Genomic DNA, 17,547 nt, shown 5'->3' with positions numbered 1-17,547 from the left:
TTTTATTGTTCTATCTTGTTTTTTTAAATAAAAAAACGCCTTTTAGAAAGACGTTTTTTGAATAAACTCTGTGAAGTGATTTAGAATCCTCTAACCGTCCAAGACGCATAGATTTGACTTCCAATGGTACCTGCACCAGGTGCACTTTGATATTCGTGACCTAATAAGTTAGCGGCTCCAACTTTAAGCTGTGATTTTAATTTTGGCATGTTATAGGTTACTTGGGCATCAACTGTGGTTCTTGCTGGTAATATAGCATCGATAAATGTTGATTCCCATAGGTAAGCATCATTCCATCTAGCATCCAATCTGAATCCGAAATTATGTCCAATATTTGTATTTCCAAAAGATACTTTTACTTTGTGTTGTGGTGTATTAAAACCAGCTTCGTAGTCAGGGTCTGAACTTTGGTCGAAATCAAACTTTGCCCAAGTGTAGTTGAAACCTAAGTCAAAATTACCCATTACTTTCGTGCTCAAACCGATTGCCGCTCCATAAGAGGATATGTCTGCGGATGAATTAGTGTAGGTTTGGAATGGTTGGAAATCTCCACTTCCTAGAGCTACAACTGCTTTTGGAATATTGCCCCCTGGAGTCGGATAGGTCCCATCCGAAAAATCTACCTTACCATAAAATGGAGAAACGACAGTTTTGTTTCCAATAAAATCCTTATAAATGTTGTAATACGTACTAAAGTCAATAACTAATTTATTTACAATACCACGGTAACCAAATTCAAAAGCAGTTACTTGTTCTGGCTTTACTAATTCGATTTCAGCAATTTCTAAATCAGCAGGGTTTTGAGTTACGGAAAATTTTCCAACAGATTCTAAAGTGTATGAGTTTTCATAGGCATCCCTACCCGTTAAATTAACGGTAGCTGGGTTTCCAAAGGCTTGACCTGTGGCACTCACATCTTTGTCTAAAGATTGATATCTGTCTAAGTTGTCGGCTGCAGAACCAATTAAAATGGCACGTCCTAAATCTAACCCAATGTATTGATCTTGTGTAGTTGGGTTTCTGAAACCTGTTTGGTAAGACAATCTAAAATTGTGTTTTTTGTCTTCGTCTGCGTTGTATACCAACGAAACCCTTGGAGAAAAGAATCCATCAAAATTTTGAGATTTGTCGTAACGTACCGAAGCGGTTAGTTTTAAGGTTTCTTCTACCAACCACTTTTGTCCTTGGGCATAGGCTCCAAATTCATCGTAATTGATCGGGCCGTCTGCATCAGTAAAGATAGTACCGCTAGAATTTAAAGAATACCTTCTAGCTGATCCACCTACTTGAATTTCAGCAAAAGGAATCAATTCTTTGAAATTATAGTTGATGTCTGAATGGTAGATTTTTGATTTGTCTACGAATTTAGACCCTGTGTTCAAGTCACCATCTGAAATCGTTTTGTTGAACAATTCATCAAACTCCGGGGTTCCTGGTTGAAGTGTGAGTTCTGAATCTGCTGTTTCTCTAGCTATTTCATGTGCTTTTTCTGAACCCATACCTAAGTTTGCTCCATATACTTGAGCATATCTTTGAAACCATGGCTCAGCAGTAACTTTATTCATGTTTACCCCTGTAAAAAACATGTCATACGAGTCGCCAGCATCTTCAGCAGTCATATAAGCTCTCCAAAAGAAGTGATCGTTTCTTACTTCTAATTTGTGCTGTTGCATGATAAAATTTTTCAAATAATATCGGTTGGCACCTTGGTAAACCGTATTCCCAGTTCCGAAGCGTCCGTTGTAGCTGATTTCTAAATCATCTCCGTTTGGTCGGTAAAACAAGCCAACATCGGTTTTGAAACTTTTTGCTTTGTAATCTGTCAAGTCGGTTTCTTTATATCCTGTTCTGCTTACAACAGTTCCTTCAGGGAGTGGGCTAGCACCAGCCCCAATATCCGTTGAAACTTCATCCCCGTATATATTTGCACGATCAAATTCTGGTCCTGTTGGGTTTTCAGTAATCAAATCAGGTTTACCAGCGCCTTGGTCATCATATTGTTTGTAATCCGTAGCTGCCCAATCTGTACCTTCTAAAAAGGAGATGTTTACTTTGGCAGCAAACTTATCGCTGAATTTTTTTGCAACACGAACACCAACATCAAAAAACTCATTGGTTCCGTTTGCATCTTGAACGGTAACTCCAGATTTTAAATAAGCACTCACCCCTTCATGATCGAATGGGTTTTTACTATTCATAAATAAAATACCATTAAAGGCGTTGGCTCCATACAGTGCTGAAGAAGCACCCGGCAATAACTCTACTCCTTGTATGTCTAATTCAGAAATACCTAATAAATTTCCAACAGGGAAATTTAGGGCAGGAGAGGCATTGTCCATTCCATCTACCAGTTGTAAGAAACGGGTGTTTGAAAATGCAGCAAACCCTCTAGTGTTTACAGATTTAAACGTCAAACTACTTGTGTTGACATCTACTCCTTTTAAATTTTCTAGTCCATCGTAGTAGGTAGCAGAAGATGTAGCTTCGATTTCTTTGATTCCAATTCTCTCGATGGTTACCGGAGACTCGAAAATGCGCTCAGGTGTACGAGAAGCAGATACAACTACTTCATCTAACAATGTACCTTCTTTAAGGATAATTGTTATTTGCTGGTTGTTTTGGGTGATGTTTTTCGTGGTAGCAGAAAAGCCAACACTACTTGCTTTGATGTTAAAAGGTGGATTTTGGGTAGTTTCTAATTTGAAATTTCCATCGAAATCGGAAGATGTACCAATCGTTGTACCTTCCAAGGTGATATTAGCACCAGGGATAGGTTCATTGCTATTCGAGTCTACAACTTTTCCGGAAATTGTAGTTTGAGCAAATGAAACAACGCTAAAAAGAACAAACGAGATAATAAGTAAATGTTTTTTCATAGAGATATAGTTGGTTAGTTTCTATGAAAATACAAATTTTTTAATAGGAAAAAAAATTAACTGTTTGACACAGTGTTCATTTTGTTTGTGTTTTTTGCATAGATATTAATATTTTAAGTAAAGCCAACCTTTTTGAGTGCTGAATTCAGGTTTTGAAAAAGTAACTTGAAATACATAGGTACCTACTGGAAGTTTTGCTCCACTTTGGTTTGTGCCATTCCAGTCATTTTTGTAATTGTCTGCCGAATATACAAGTTGTCCACTTGGTGTGTATATTTTGACATTAGCATTTGGGAACTTTTCATGAGAAAAATCTGTGGTATTTATGTTTTCAATCACCCAATAGTCATTGATACCATCTCCATTAGGGCTAAATCCTTTCGTTATTTTAGGGTTGTTATTGCCAATTATATCTTCATTACTTAATGAGTTTTGGTTTACTCCTGTGATTGTTAACTTCCAGTTGATCAACTCTCCAGTGTCGTCCGCTGCATTGTCTGAAACATGTAAGGTCCAGTTTCCGTTACTCTCTTTTGAGTAAAAAAGGCTCAATGCTTCTTTCGGGATAAAGGTTCCAGTGTATGGAGCTGTACCTTCGGTAATGGTTTGCGTTGCACTGTCGTCAAAGTTAGTGTTGGTATAATTGTCGCCATCTCTGTTCCCGTCTACCTCAACCAAAACAACTTCCTCACCACTTGGGTTTGTTAATTTCACTACTAAGTCTCCTACATAACTATGTGAAATGTTAATTGTTACAGAAACATTTTGAATGTCAATTTTATCGATTATTGATATCATTGAACTTATACCGTTTGGATCGTTGTCAGGGATTGAAGCGTTTTCTGTTTTTTCAAACTCAAAATCTTCAATTAAGCCTGTTTGAAGTTTGTATATAGTTGAATATAAACCTTCATTACAGTCATTGGTCTCTTTTACTCTCCAGTAATATTCGGTGTTTTGTTCAAGATTCGTAGAGGTGTGTTTTTTTAATTGCGTTGTCGCTGTTTCTACAATACTCGAAAAGTACACATCTGTTGCTATTTCTATCATATATGAATTTGCTTCATTTTCAGAGTTCCAAACAAATTCAATAGGCAAAGCATGACTGGTAGAATTGTTTGTTGGTGCTGTTAAATAGGGTTGTGTAGTAATTGTTTCTTGAGCGAATAGTTGCAGGTCAACCGCATAGGTTTCTGTAGTGGCTGTTCCCGTTAATACTAAGTCATGAATACCGGCATTACTTTCAGATAAACCATTTATGGTTAAAACAACCATGGTCGCATCTGCGCTTGCCGAAGTTGGAGAAAAAGTTGCAGTACAACCATCAGGTAGATTGCTTACAGAAAAGGTAGTTTCTTCATTAAAGCTTTGAAAAGTATTGTAGGTGAACTCAAAAATTGCAACATCTGGGATACAAGTTGAAACTGGATTTTCATCTAGATTCATGATGAATTTTGAAGTTTCTACAACCAAGTCTGATTGGTTTATATTGTAAAAAATATTATCAACTGCAGCAACTTTTATACGTCCTTGTGTGGTGGCGATATTTGGTACAACAACTGTAGCGGTACCATTGTTTAGTGTATTCGCAGTTAATACAGTAGGAAAGGTGAGTCCGCCATCAGAAGAAAATAAGATAGTCACAAAGTCAACATTATAAGGAGCATTGTTTGTATTTGCAACATTCCATGTTATGCTTAGCGATTCTCCGGTATTCAAAGTTTCAGATGTGGTTTGCGAAGTTACTTCAAAGGCACTCCCAGAATCTTCAACAACAACTCTCACGTCGTCGGTAGCAAATTGACCACCTGATGTATTTTCGTCTCGAACTGTAAGTTTGAATTTGAGATCTCTAGAAACCGAAGGAAGTTGTTCCCAAGTACTACCTGTATTTCCACTTATTGTGGTTTCTATTTTAGGGAAATGTCTTTCTGAATTACTGGTTGCTGGCATAGAACGAAAGAGAGGGCCGCTATTGCTCGTAGCTAGTGGAGGCATTGTGCGTTGTTCGTTGTCGATTTGTTCCCAGCAATAACTAATAGATCCAGAGTCAGAGGTGCCAATTCCATTAAGTGCAAATGGAGTTGAAGTTGGGATGGTGTAATCTTGACCGGCATCTGCGGTAGGAGCTGTATTTCCAATGCTCGATTCACTACCACACGTACTATTTCCAAAAGTAATATTTAGATACATTTGCTCTAAACTAATGCCATGAAAGTAGTCATCACTATTTGATTGCACATTTGGAGGGCAGATGCCTGTATAGGCCATAATCGTAGATCCACTGCCTGTCTCAACAGCAGTTGAAGCAGTTACATTGTTACCACATGAATTATTAAATGTATGGGTGGCTCCAAATTGATGTCCCATTTCGTGTGCAACGAAATCTATATCAAAAGAATCTCCATTGGCTGGTGTTCTACCTGAAACGGCTTGGGCTTTTTTATTGGTACAAGGAGATCCTAATTCTGCAAGTCCAGAAAACCCAGTGTTGAATAAATGTCCTATGTCATAATTGGCAGTACCGACAAGTAAATCACATTTGGTTTGTACTTCATCAACCATAGCAAAATCATCATCACTTGTATACCCATCTGTATCAGGATCTAAAAAAATCAAATCATCAGTATTGGCTACCAGTTGCATCGAAACGGCAAGTTCTTTTTCGAAAACACCATTAATTCGTGTCATGCTGATGTTCATAGCGGCAAGTACTCCTGCTTTTTTTTCTTCGTCAGTTCCAGATTCTAACCCTTGATCTGCAATGTGGTATTCGGCGTATTCGCCGGTACAAGAGAGTGCAAGTCTAAACAATCTGTGTTTGCCATCGGTATTTGTTTTTTCGTTTAGTTGTTGTTTGTTCCCGGTTTTTGAAGCAGTGCTGTCTTCAAACTGACAGATAAAATTAGTGCGTTTGTATGGAAGATCAGATTTAGCGTAAACACTATAGGTAAGCGCATCTTTTGTGTATGGGTCGATGAATTCTGACTTTCCGTTTCCGGCCAGTTTCATCGAGTGTAAACCAATTGAACTTACACTAAAACGAATGATCGTTTTTTTTGCGTCATTTGAAACACCTTTATAAGATCTTATCGTAGGATATTTAGCCTGAAGTTCGGGTGAAAGGTTGCTTGTTTCGGTGATGGTATAATAAATTAAATTTCCGTTTTGGTCAGGAAATGGAAGTACAGTTTCAGTACTTTTTAAAGATTTTGCTTTGGTGTTTTGGTGTGTTTGTTTTAGGATGTTTTTTAACAATGACAGGTCTAGTCGATAAATTTTTTCTTCCGTGGGTAGTGTTTGTTTTGCAGTTTTTTGAAACAAAAACAAATTGCTTGGCGTTTCTTCGGTCCATAATTTTTCGGTTTGTGCAAAGAGACTTGTAAACGAAAAAAGTACGATTGGCAAAAACGATAGAAGCTGCTTAAAGAAAATTTTCATAGATATAGACTTATTAGACAAACTTATTCAAAAAAAATAAGAGTTTAGAATACTATGGGTAATAATTAATCGGTAAAGCGAGCCGAGATAGAAATAAGTTGATTAAAAAAAGAACAAAATCACAGTCTTAAAATCAAAAATGAGTGTAAATTTGCATCGTATAAAAAAACAAATAGGACACTTTTGAAAGTAATTGAAAATTACAAGAATTTTAAGGATACTAAAAAATCTATTGTAACTATAGGTACTTTTGATGGTGTGCATATTGGGCATCAGAAAATTTTAGAGCAGCTGATATCAGCAGCAAAGAAAGAAAATAGAAACTCTGTACTGCTTACTTTTTTTCCACATCCAAGAATGGTTTTGCAAAAAGAAAATTCAATTAAATTGATTGATACGATTGATGAGAGGATTGAGATTCTAAAAAAATCAGGATTGGATTATTTGATTATTCATCCTTTTGATAAAGAATTTTCTCGTCTTACGGCATTTGATTTTGTGAGAGATATTTTGGTGAATCATTTGAATACATCGAAACTTGTTATTGGTTACGATCATCGATTCGGAAGAAATAGAGAAGGAGATTTTGAACAATTAGAAGAGTATGGTGCGATGTATGATTTTTCTGTAGATGAAATTCCTGTTCAAGATATTGATGAAATTTCAGTTAGCTCAACGAAAATTAGAAAAGCATTGGCTGGAGGAGATATTGAAACCGTAACAAATTATTTAGGTAGACGATATACGCTTTCAGGAGAAGTTGTAAGGGGAGATCGATTGGGAAATACAATTGGTTATCCTACTGCAAATTTAAAAATTCAAGAGTCCTATAAGTTGATTCCTAAAAACGGTGCGTATTTGGTGGGTACTATAATCGATGGTACATCTGTTTATGGTATGATGAATATCGGTGTTCGCCCTACTGTTAAGGGATTGCATCAAACTATCGAAACACATTTTTTTGATTTTGATGAAGATTTGTATGGGAAGTCACTGAAAATAGAATTGTATTCTTTTTTACGAGAAGAGCAAAAGTTTGACAGTGTTGAAAGTTTGAAATTGCAATTATCGAAAGACAAGATCAAGTCTTTATCTATGTTGAAAACTTCACAAATTTAACTTAGCCAATTTTAGTAAGAACTCAACTGCGTTTCAGACATAAAACTATTCTTGTTTTATAAGCAGTTAGAAAATCTATTTTTATAAATTTGCCTTTTTAAAAGAAACAACAAAATGTTACAAGTTCACTATATCAAAGACAATAAAGAAGCTGTTTTAGCGGGTTTAGCAAAACGTAACTTTAAAGATGCAGAAAGTACGATCGACGCTGTAATTGAATTGGATGAAAACAGAAAGTCTACTCAGGCTAGTTTAGATAATACGTTGGCAGAAGCAAACAAAATATCTAAAGAAATAGGTGTGTTATTTAAGTCTGGTGAAGTACAAAAAGCGAATGTTTTAAAAGAAAAAACTGGTGCTTTGAAAGAAGAGTCTAAGCAATTGACAGAGAAACTTGCAACGATAAATACTGAGTTACAAGAGTTGCTGTATACGATACCGAATGTTCCAAATAAAATTGTGCCTGCAGGTAGCTCAGAAGAAGATAATGAACTAGTTTTTGAAGAAGGTGCGATTCCAGAATTACATGACGGTGCGTTGCCTCATTGGGAATTGGTGAAAAAGTATGATATCATTGATTTTGAACTAGGAAATAAAATTACCGCAGCTGGTTTTCCTGTTTACAAGGGAAAAGGAGCAAGATTACAACGTGCGTTGATCAATTATTTCTTAGATAAAAATTCTGAGGCTGGATATTTAGAAGTTCAGCCGCCATATTTGGTAAATGAAGCTTCGGGAATAGCAACTGGGCAATTGCCAGATAAAGAAGGTCAAATGTATCATGATGCAAAAGATGATTTGTATTTGATACCAACGGGAGAAGTTCCTGTTACCAATATCTACAGAGATGTTATTTTAAAAGAAGAAGAGTTTCCTATTTTGAACACAGCCTATTCTCCATGTTTTAGAAGAGAAGCAGGTTCGTATGGAGCTCATGTTCGTGGGTTGAATCGTTTGCACCAGTTTGACAAGGTAGAGATTGTTCGATTAGAGACTCCAGAAAATTCTTACCAAGCTTTAGACGGAATGGTAGAGCATGTTAAAGAAATTCTAAGAGAACTTGGTTTACCATACAGAATCTTGAAATTATGTGGAGGTGATTTAGGATTTACATCTGCGTTAACTTACGATTTTGAGGCGTATTCAACATCTCAAAAAAAATGGTTAGAGATAAGTTCTGTTTCAAATTTTGAAACATTTCAAGCAAATCGTTTGAAGTTGCGATTTAAAAATAAAGATGGAAAAAAACAATTGGCACATACTTTAAATGGAAGTGCATTGGCGTTACCTAGAGTGTTGGCTTCTTTGTTAGAGAACAATCAAACTCCTGATGGAATTAAAATTCCTGATGTGTTAGTACCTTATACAGGGTTTGATATGATTGATTAAATTCTGAAAAATAAAATATGCTGTCCCCATCAATTTGATGGGGATTTTTTTTGAATTGAAGTTAATAATTACTTCATAAGGAACAATTTTTATTCCCATAAGTTCTGCTTATCTTTGGCCTCGAAATAAAATACTGAGTAGACTATGTACGTGTATAATATTACCACAAATATTGAAGAAACATCTGAGCAAGATTGGTTGCAATGGATGCAGAATACGCACATTCCAGAAATGTTAGAAACAGGCAAGTTTTTATCTGCAAAAATGTGTAAAGTTTTGGTAAAAGAAGATATGGGTGGTGTTACGTATAGTGTGCAGTATACGGTAGAGACCAAAGAAGCATTGGAGGCTTTTTACTCTGAAGATTCTGCGATTTTAAAAAATAAAATGAACGCAAGGTATGCGGGTAAATTTGTTTTTTTTGAGACAGAAATGAAAATGATTGACAAGCAGTTTTCTGCAAAAAATTAATAGTTTCTAATAGTGTGATTTGCGGGTAACCTTGTGTGCGCTGCAAATGTTTTATAAAATATTCTGACATGACAGTAAGAGCAAAAAAACATTTAGGGCAACACTTTTTAAAAGATGAGCAAATTGCAAGTGACATCGCAAACACTCTTACCGAAAAGGGTTATGATACGGTACTTGAAATCGGACCTGGGATGGGAGTGATGACAAAGTATTTATTAGAAAAAAAATATACTACTCATGTAATTGAAATAGATACAGAGTCTGTAGAATACTTACAGAATACCTATTTAAATTTAACACCGAGAATTATTTCGGCAGATTTTTTAAAAATAAATATTACCGATTATTTCGAAGATCAGTTCGCCATAGTAGGAAATTTTCCATACAATATTTCATCTCAAATTGTTTTTAAAACCTTAGAACATCGAGATAGAATACCTGAGTTTTCTGGAATGTTTCAAAAAGAAGTGGCACAGAGAATTGCTGAAAAAAAAGGAAGTAAAACCTATGGTATTCTTTCTGTTTTAGCTCAGGCATTTTACGACGTAGAGTATTTGTTTACAGTTCCTCCAACAGTTTTCAATCCTCCTCCAAAGGTAGATTCTGGTGTTATAAGAATGCTTCGAAAAGAAGATTATTCATTGCCAGTAGACGAAAAATTGTTTTTTAGAGTTGTCAAAACAGCGTTTGGCCAAAGAAGAAAAATGTTGCGAAGTAGTTTGAAAGCCTTAAATTTGTCTGACTCGCTTCGAGAAACAGAATTGTTTACAAAACGTCCAGAACAACTATCAGTAGAAGAATTTATTAATCTTACCTCATTAATTGAACAAGATGCACATTGATGTTACACAAGCATATATTGACAATGTAAGAGAGCTTATAGCAAATAGTGATAATCAATCACTATCACAGCTATTAGAAGAGGTGCACCATGCAGATATCGCTGAGATTCTTGAAGAGCTGAATTTTGAAGAAGCTGTTTTTATTATCAGGCTTTTAGATGCAGAAAAAACATCAGAAATTCTTACCGAATTAGATGAAGATACTCGTGAGAAGATTTTAAGAGAATTATCTACTGAAGAGATTGCAAAAGAAATTGATGAGTTAAACTCTGATGATGCGGCTGATATTATTGCAGAGTTGCCTGAAGAGCAAAAAAATGAAGTAATTTCTCAAATTGAAGATGTTGAGCATGCAAAGGATATTGTTGATCTATTAAGATATGACGAAGATACCGCAGGTGGTCTGATGGGGAAAGAGTTGATCAAAGTCAACGAAAACTGGACCAATCTTCATTGTGTTAAAGAGATGCGTAAGCAGGCAGAAGATTATGATAAAGTTCATACGATTTACGTTGTAGACGATAACGATGTGTTAAAAGGGAGACTTTCGTTAAAAAGTTTGCTTACCACATCGACACGTACTCCTGTAAAAGAGGTTTACAATCCGAAGATAACTTATGTAAGAGCAGATGAAAACGATGAAGATGTAGCTAAAACTATGCAGAAATACGACTTATTTGTCGTTCCGGTAGTAGATGAAATGAATCGTTTGATAGGTCAAATTACGTTGGATGATGTCGTTGATGTAATTCGTGATGAAGCAGATAAAGATTATCAAATGGCTGCTGGTATTACCGATGATGTTGAAGCTGATGATAGTATTTTGCAATTGACAAAAGCGCGTTTGCCTTGGTTGGTTTTAGGACTTCTAGGTGGTTTGGGAGCTGCATCGATAATGGGAGGTTTTGAGGATGCGCTAAAAAGTTATCCTAAATTGTTTTTCTTTACGCCGCTGATTGCTGCTATGGCAGGAAATGTGGGTGTGCAATCTAGTGCGATTATGGTACAAGGATTGGCAAATAACAACATCAAAGGAAGTGTTGTAAATAGGTTGATAAAAGAGATTGGTTTGACTTTGTTGAATGGATTGGCTCTATCATTATTAATTGCCGTATATGGATTCTTTCAAATAGAGAATTCAACAATAACTATGGTGATTGCATTAGCCTTGATGATTGTTATTACCATCGCAGCACTTATAGGTACCTTTATTCCTATTTTATTAGATAGAAATGGTATTGATCCAGCATTGGCAACAGGTCCTTTTATCACAACCAGTAACGATATTTTTGGGATTCTAATATATTTTATGATTGCGAAATTGATGTTAGGTTTTTAAACCCTCTACACGAAACCTAACTTGGCATTGAATTTTTTAGTATTTTAACATCTACTAAGGCTTAACTTTTTATAGATGAACTACTTTTTTAAGAATTCAATCCAATATTTTTCTTTTTGTTTTACATGTGTTCTTTTGTTGATTTGCAATTTGAGCTATGGTCAGCTAGACTCTATTCAAAAGATAGATTCAGCATTAGTGGCACAAAAGGCTTTGACGTTAGATTTAATAACTGAAACTAAAGAAAAAAATCTACATGATAGCATACAAGAGTTGCTGCTAAAAACTCAAAAGAATACCTTAAAAACAACCGATAAAAAGAAAAAAGAAAGAATTCAGAAACGTATAGATTCTTTACAAAAAGCTCAAAGTCAAAGGGATTTGTTTCTGCAAAAAGAAATCGATTCGCTAAGGGCAAATACAGTTGGAGTTCCTGTTGTTTTAGCAAAAGACACCTTGTTTTATGTGTATTCAAAACAAGGAGTTCTGAGTCCAACGGAAAGGGCAGAGAGAATTTCAAAAAAAATAGAGAGTATTGTTACAAGTGGAAGTTTTGATGTAGCAGCTTTTTCTATAGATGAAATAGATCTTTCTTATGAAATTTTATATGAAGAGTCGGTATTGATCAGTGTTTCTGATAGAGATGCCTTTTGGGTGGCAAAAACACCTGATATTTATGCAAATGAAATTCTTGAACGTGTAAAAGATTGTTCAGTTAGGTATGCGGAGAAAAATAGCTTGCAGTCGAATGCGATTCGTATAGGGTTGATGATTTTGGTTTTGGTAGTGTTTTACATTGTTGTAAAATATATCAATAAAGGAATTAAATATGCCAACCAAAAATTAATTACAAAGTACAAGCATTTGTTGAAAGGTATTACGATAAAAAATTACGAATTTTTATCACAAGAAAAAGAGCTTAAAATTATCAGGCTACTGTTTAAGAGTTTACGCTTTTTATTAATTATTACGGTTGTTTATATCACATTACCCACTATACTGAGTATATTCCCAGCTACTGAAGGCATCGCTGCAAAGTTGATAGGTTTTGTGTTAACACCTCTGAAAAATGTTATTTATGGATTTATAAATTTCATTCCATCGCTATTCGCCATTGCAATTATTCTTTTTGTTACGAGGTCGTTTATACGTTTTCTTAAGTTTTTAGCAGATGAGATTTCTAGTGAAAAATTAAAGATCAGAGGGTTTTATCCTGATTGGGCAAAACCAACATTCAACTTGTTGAAAATCGTTATTTATGCTTTTTCATTTGTAGTGATTTTTCCATACTTACCAGGTAGTGACTCTCCTGTTTTCAAAGGAGTAAGTGTGTTTTTTGGTTTGTTGATATCGTTAGGTTCTTCTTCTGCAATCGGAAACATTATTGCGGGATTGGTAATTACATATATGAGGGCTTTTAAAATAGGAGATCGTGTGAAAATTTCGGGAACAGTAGGCGATGTAATTGAGAAAACCATGCTTGTAACACGCGTTCGAACACCGAAAAATGAAGAAGTAAGTATTCCAAACGCTGCAATTTTAAACGGTAGTACAATCAATTATAGTTCTACGTCAGAAGATTTAGGTTTAGGTCTGGTGCTGCATACAACAATTACTTTAGGGTATGATGTGCCTTGGCCAAAAGTACATGAAGTATTGATCGCTGCTGCTGTAAAAACATCTTTGGTCGATGACAACCCTAAACCTTTTGTATTACAAACTAGTTTAGATGATTTTTATGTAAGTTATCAATTAAATGCATACACAAAACATCCAAAATCTTCTCCGAAAATTTATTCAGAATTGCATGCGAATATACAGGATGCTTGCAATGAGGCAGGCATAGAAATATTGTCACCGCATTACCGAGCTGGACGTGACGGAAATGCTACGACCATACCTGCACACTATTTGGATGAAAAATATCGAGCACCTTCGTTTAATGTCAACATCAATAAAAACTCTGAAGAAGGTCAATAAATTAAAGCTTTAACTTTTCAAGAAATTTCCAAAGAACAATTCCTGTAGTAACAGAGATGTTTAGCGAATGTTTGGTTCCGAATTGAGGGATTTCAATGCAATGATTTGACGATGATACGACTTCCTGTTGGACACCTTTTACTTCGTTACCCATTACAATCGCATATTTTTCGGATTTTGAAATTGGAAAATTCTCTAACATGGTAGCGTTTTCAGCTTGCTCAATCGAAGCAACTATGTAACCGTTTTTTTGAAGTGACTTAACCACTTCTAGGGTTTCTTCAACATATTCCCACGCAACGGTTTCTGTAGCTCCTAAAGCAGTTTTATGAATGTCTTTGCTAGGCGGAGTAGCAGTAATACCGCAGAGGTATATTTTCTCTATAACAAAAGCATCACTTGTTCTAAATACAGAGCCTATATTATTTAAGCTTCGAATGTTGTCTAGTACTACAACTAATGGAATCTTTTTGGTTGCTTTAAACTCAGAGATATCCAATCTGTTTAATTCGTCGTTTTTTAGTTTTCTCATCTGAGCTGTTTTATGCATCAAAATTAGTGCGATTATATAATTTGTACAAATTTATTTGAGTTCGATTCACAGAATAATTATGGTAAAAAAACAGGAGTAAATCTTATAAATAATTGTTTGTTTTGATTGGAAACTAGTAAATTTGAGGATATGAGTTTAGAAGCAAGAACATTTGTAATCGGTGATATTCATGGTGCCTTAAAGGCACTTGTTCAAATTTTAGAACGAGCAAAAGTAACCGAAAATGATTTACTTATTTTTTTAGGTGATTATGTAGATGGGTGGAGTCAATCTCCAGAAGTAATCAATTATTTGATCCAATTACGCGACAGTCATAATTGTATTTTCATGAGAGGTAATCATGATGATTTGTGTTATCGCTGGTTGAAGTTCGGAGAGAGTAACGACACCTGGTTGATACATGGTGGAGCTTCATCTGTAAAAGCGTATGAAAATGTTCCATATAATATCAGAAACATACACATTCATTTTTTCGAGAATCTAAATAACTATTATGTTGATGAGGCTAATAGGTTATTTGTACATGCAGGTTTTACAAATCATAATGGTGTAAAACACGAGTATTTTGATAAAATGTTTTATTGGGATCGCTCTCTGTGGGAGTTGGCGTTGGCAATGGATAAAAATTTAAAAAAAGACGATCTGTTTTTTCCAAAAAGATTGTCTCATTACAAAGAAATTTTTATTGGACATACTTCTTTGTCTCGAATAGAAAGAGATGTACCAACGAACGCGGCAAATGTATGGAATGTAGATACAGGTGCAGCACATAAAAATCCCTTGACAATTATGGATGTAGATACCAAAGAATACTGGCAAAGCGACCCTGTTTTTTCTTTATATCCAGATGAAAAAGGAAGGAATTGACATAAATAAATATGTTAAATTTAGTTTTAAAATTTAACATTTGTAAATATTTTGTATATTTACAGCCCCCTATTGATTTACGAACTATTTATTAAAGATGATTTATAGTCGAGGTGTTTTATTAAATATTCTCGAATTTAAGTTAGAAAACTTATAAATACTATAGTTATGAAAATAGAGTTGTTTAAAAAGCCAAGTGAAAATTCAGTTGCAGTCATTTTGACCTTCGTATTGTTTTTTCTTTTCTTCTTATTAAAAGTACAAGAGAACCAAGACAATGCAATGAATAAAGTTATATCTAGTTCATCAATTGAGATAGCTAGTGCATCGTCTTTAATAGACTAACTTTTGTTTCAAGTACTTTTCCGTTTTAATTTTTCCTGAATTTTTCAGAGAATTATCGGTAAATAAATTTTGCTTTTCTCCCCATAATAAAGCTACTAAACTAACTGGATTGTTTTTGAAAGTATTGTTGTGAATATTTACATTTACAATACCTCTTGTTTTTATTAGAATGCCGCTTTTTTCTTTAGATCCACATCTTTCAAAAGTAGTATTTGAAATTTCAAGATTTCCACCAATGGTAGATTCGTCATATCCACCTCTATAATAATCTACAATGTTTTTTGAAATATTTTTGAATTGGCAGTTGTCAATGGTTAAAAATTCTGCATTGTAATCTCCCTTGTCATCAATTTCAGAGTTTAATTCTATTCCGTTTATACAGTTTTCGAAACTCGTGTTTTCAAATATTAATTGATCAGAAAAAGCACCTTTACAACTTTTAATTATTGAATGAAAGTTTGAGATAGTACAATCCTTGACATTTAAGTTAAAACCTCCAGACAAGTCTTTATCGTTTGGGGCAAATGCATTGAGACTTTTCTCGCCTTTCAAAATGATATTATTAAGTTCTAGATTTGCATAAGGAAATAATTCGAACAGAGCTTCGTTTTTCGCGCCTGAAAAGCTTATTGTTGTGTTTTTATTTGCAGCGGTTAACTTTAACTCGTTTTTTATGATTAAAGGAGAATTTAGAGTGTAAATTCCTTTGTTCAATACAATTGTACTATTAGATTTTGCTGAATTGATTGCAGCAATAAGTTCTTCACTATTAGATACTTTAATTGAATTATTTGCTTCTATTGAAGTTTCGTTTTCGTACCATTTAGGTCCATATTTCGAATAATTTAATACAGGTAATTTTGATGCTTCCGTACTACTAATTGCTCCTATTAAGTTTTTGTCTTTTCTTGAATTACCAAAGATATCAGTGGTAATTTTATCGAACTCAAAACCCGGATAGGTTTGTTGTAATAATGCTATATCATCGTTAGAAGGTGTGTATAAAATATCTGAGTCTTGTTTGAAATTTAAAGCATCTTTCTGAAGAAAAGATTTGTAATCTTCATTTTGTATGTTTTGGTTGATGATGTTGTTTTTGAAAATAACACCATCGACTTTGTCGTAATTTTTAATGGCTCCAAGTTCTGGATTTGTGTTATAGATGATATTATTTGCAAGTAGTGTACGTATTGGTCTTGCAGATCTTATTTCTTGTTTAGGTAGTATATCTTTTTTGTTGCTGTTTGCTCCAACGCTAAATTGCCAAGGTGCTGAACAATCTACCCAAGTATTGTGTGCAACAACAACGTCGGTAACTTGATTGTATCTGTTTAATGGAGATTTTGGTATACCATTCATTATAGCCAAAGCGCTTCTAAATTCATCTCCGATGATCTTGTAAAAATAATTGTTCGTAACTGTGTGACCTGTATTGATAACGCGTATACCTCCAACAAAAGGCTTGTTGTTTCCTATAAAGAAGTTCCCATCTATTTTACAATAATTACCATGTCTTACTACTAATGAACCCTCACACTCGTAAAAAATATTATTGTTGAATTCGTTGAAATTCGATTTACTTGAAATGATTTCTACTTCGCCATTACATTTTTCAAATAAATTATGGCTAACATTTACATGAGATGGCGTCATTGAAGTAAAGCTATTACCGATTCTAATACATTCTGCTTTTGGACCACCTTTTCTTGGTTTTGGGCCAAAATGATTGTATACAATTTGATGGTAGTTTTTGATATGTTCGTTACCACTTAGACCCACAATAATTGTTGGACCCTGGTTGAATTTTCCACCTAAATAAGTATGACTTAGGGTATTGTGTCTACCCCAAAATTCAACCCAATGATCTTGAGTGTTTCTGTGTAGTTGGTTGTAGTTTTTTATAACACACTCCGTAACTGTACAGTGGTTAGCAATTTCTGTTTTGGATACTTTGAAATCGATAACTGAATTACTTGGTGTATATCCGTTTTGAAAAGTTAAGCCTTTAACTATAAGGTACTCTCCAGCTATTTTTAAATCTGATTGTCCTTCTAAAAGTACCCCACCTGGAGTTTCAGCTTGAAGTGTAATCGGTTGTTCTTCTGTTCCTTTTTGATTGAAAACAATTTGTGTGTTTTTCCAAACACCATTTTTCATGACAATGATACTCCCTGGCTTTGAATCAGAGATTGCAGTTTTTAATTCATTAGAATTGCTAACAATAACAGTGTCAGTACTGTTTTGAGTTTTGCAAGAAATAATTAGTAAAAATGCTATGAAGTAAAATGAATGCTTTGTCATGATAGATGTTTTCATAATTGAAAT

12 protein-coding genes are annotated in these 17,547 nt (G+C 34.5%); 8 read left to right on the top strand and 4 right to left on the bottom strand.

Annotated elements, in window-relative coordinates:
* Positions 1–80 precede the first annotated feature (80 nt).
* A complete protein-coding gene (locus tag F6P99_RS02435; protein WP_152285843.1) occupies positions 81–2,876 on the bottom strand; it encodes a TonB-dependent receptor in 2,796 nt (931 codons plus the stop codon).
* Between the two features lie 105 nt (positions 2,877–2,981).
* On the bottom strand, positions 2,982–6,317 hold the full coding sequence (locus F6P99_RS02430) for a reprolysin-like metallopeptidase (protein WP_152285842.1): 3,336 nt from the start codon (positions 6,315–6,317) through the stop codon (positions 2,982–2,984).
* Between the two features lie 183 nt (positions 6,318–6,500).
* Here F6P99_RS02430 and F6P99_RS02425 point away from each other — a divergent pair, with 183 nt between their 5' ends.
* The 6 genes from F6P99_RS02425 to F6P99_RS02400 all read left to right on the top strand — a co-directional run bounded on the left by F6P99_RS02425 (position 6,501) and on the right by F6P99_RS02400 (position 13,457).
* A complete protein-coding gene (locus tag F6P99_RS02425) occupies positions 6,501–7,436 on the top strand; it encodes a bifunctional riboflavin kinase/FAD synthetase (protein WP_152285841.1) in 936 nt (311 codons plus the stop codon).
* A 114-nt stretch (positions 7,437–7,550) separates the two neighbouring features.
* Positions 7,551–8,825 carry a serine--tRNA ligase gene (gene serS / locus F6P99_RS02420; protein WP_152285840.1) on the top strand — a complete coding sequence of 425 codons (1,275 nt, stop codon included), beginning with the start codon at positions 7,551–7,553 and terminating at the stop codon, positions 8,823–8,825.
* A gap of 144 nt (positions 8,826–8,969) precedes the next feature.
* A complete protein-coding gene (locus F6P99_RS02415) occupies positions 8,970–9,296 on the top strand; it encodes a DUF4286 family protein (protein ID WP_152285839.1) in 327 nt (108 codons plus the stop codon).
* 68 nt (positions 9,297–9,364) lie between these two features.
* Positions 9,365–10,138, top strand: a complete 774-nt coding sequence (gene rsmA / locus F6P99_RS02410; RefSeq protein WP_152285838.1) for a 16S rRNA (adenine(1518)-N(6)/adenine(1519)-N(6))-dimethyltransferase RsmA — start codon at positions 9,365–9,367, stop codon at positions 10,136–10,138.
* Positions 10,128–11,477 carry a magnesium transporter gene (gene mgtE / locus F6P99_RS02405; protein WP_152285837.1) on the top strand — a complete coding sequence of 450 codons (1,350 nt, stop codon included), beginning with the start codon at positions 10,128–10,130 and terminating at the stop codon, positions 11,475–11,477. The genes rsmA and mgtE overlap by 11 nt, the downstream gene beginning before the upstream one ends.
* 75 nt (positions 11,478–11,552) lie before the next feature.
* Positions 11,553–13,457, top strand: a complete 1,905-nt coding sequence (locus tag F6P99_RS02400; RefSeq protein ID WP_152285836.1) for a mechanosensitive ion channel family protein — start codon at positions 11,553–11,555, stop codon at positions 13,455–13,457.
* 1 nt (position 13,458) lies between these two features.
* On the opposite strand, the gene F6P99_RS02395 is transcribed toward F6P99_RS02400, so the two are convergent.
* On the bottom strand, positions 13,459–13,989 hold the full coding sequence (locus tag F6P99_RS02395) for an RNA methyltransferase (RefSeq protein WP_152285835.1): 531 nt from the start codon (positions 13,987–13,989) through the stop codon (positions 13,459–13,461).
* Positions 13,990–14,139: 150 nt separating this feature from the next.
* Between F6P99_RS02395 and F6P99_RS02390 the strand changes: the two genes are divergently transcribed.
* Both F6P99_RS02390 and F6P99_RS13365 read left to right on the top strand, forming a co-directional pair.
* On the top strand, positions 14,140–14,877 hold the full coding sequence (locus F6P99_RS02390) for a metallophosphoesterase family protein (protein ID WP_152285834.1): 738 nt from the start codon (positions 14,140–14,142) through the stop codon (positions 14,875–14,877).
* Positions 14,878–15,045: 168 nt separating this feature from the next.
* Positions 15,046–15,222: a hypothetical protein gene (locus F6P99_RS13365; protein ID WP_193315975.1), complete on the top strand. Its 177-nt coding sequence runs from the start codon at positions 15,046–15,048 to the stop codon at positions 15,220–15,222.
* Here the strand turns inward: F6P99_RS13365 and F6P99_RS02385 are convergent.
* The gene (locus tag F6P99_RS02385; protein ID WP_226912989.1) at positions 15,211–17,538 is read right to left on the bottom strand and encodes a chondroitinase-B domain-containing protein; all 2,328 of its coding nucleotides are present in this window, start codon (positions 17,536–17,538) and stop codon (positions 15,211–15,213) included. The two genes, F6P99_RS13365 and F6P99_RS02385, sit on opposite strands and share 12 nt — an antisense overlap.
* Between the last annotated feature and the right edge of the window lie 9 nt (positions 17,539–17,547).

It is taken from the genome of Flavicella marina, assembly GCF_009193215.1.
GTDB lineage: Bacteria > Bacteroidota > Bacteroidia > Flavobacteriales > Flavobacteriaceae > Flavicella > Flavicella marina.
This window is presented reverse-complemented; position numbering and strand designations above follow the sequence as displayed.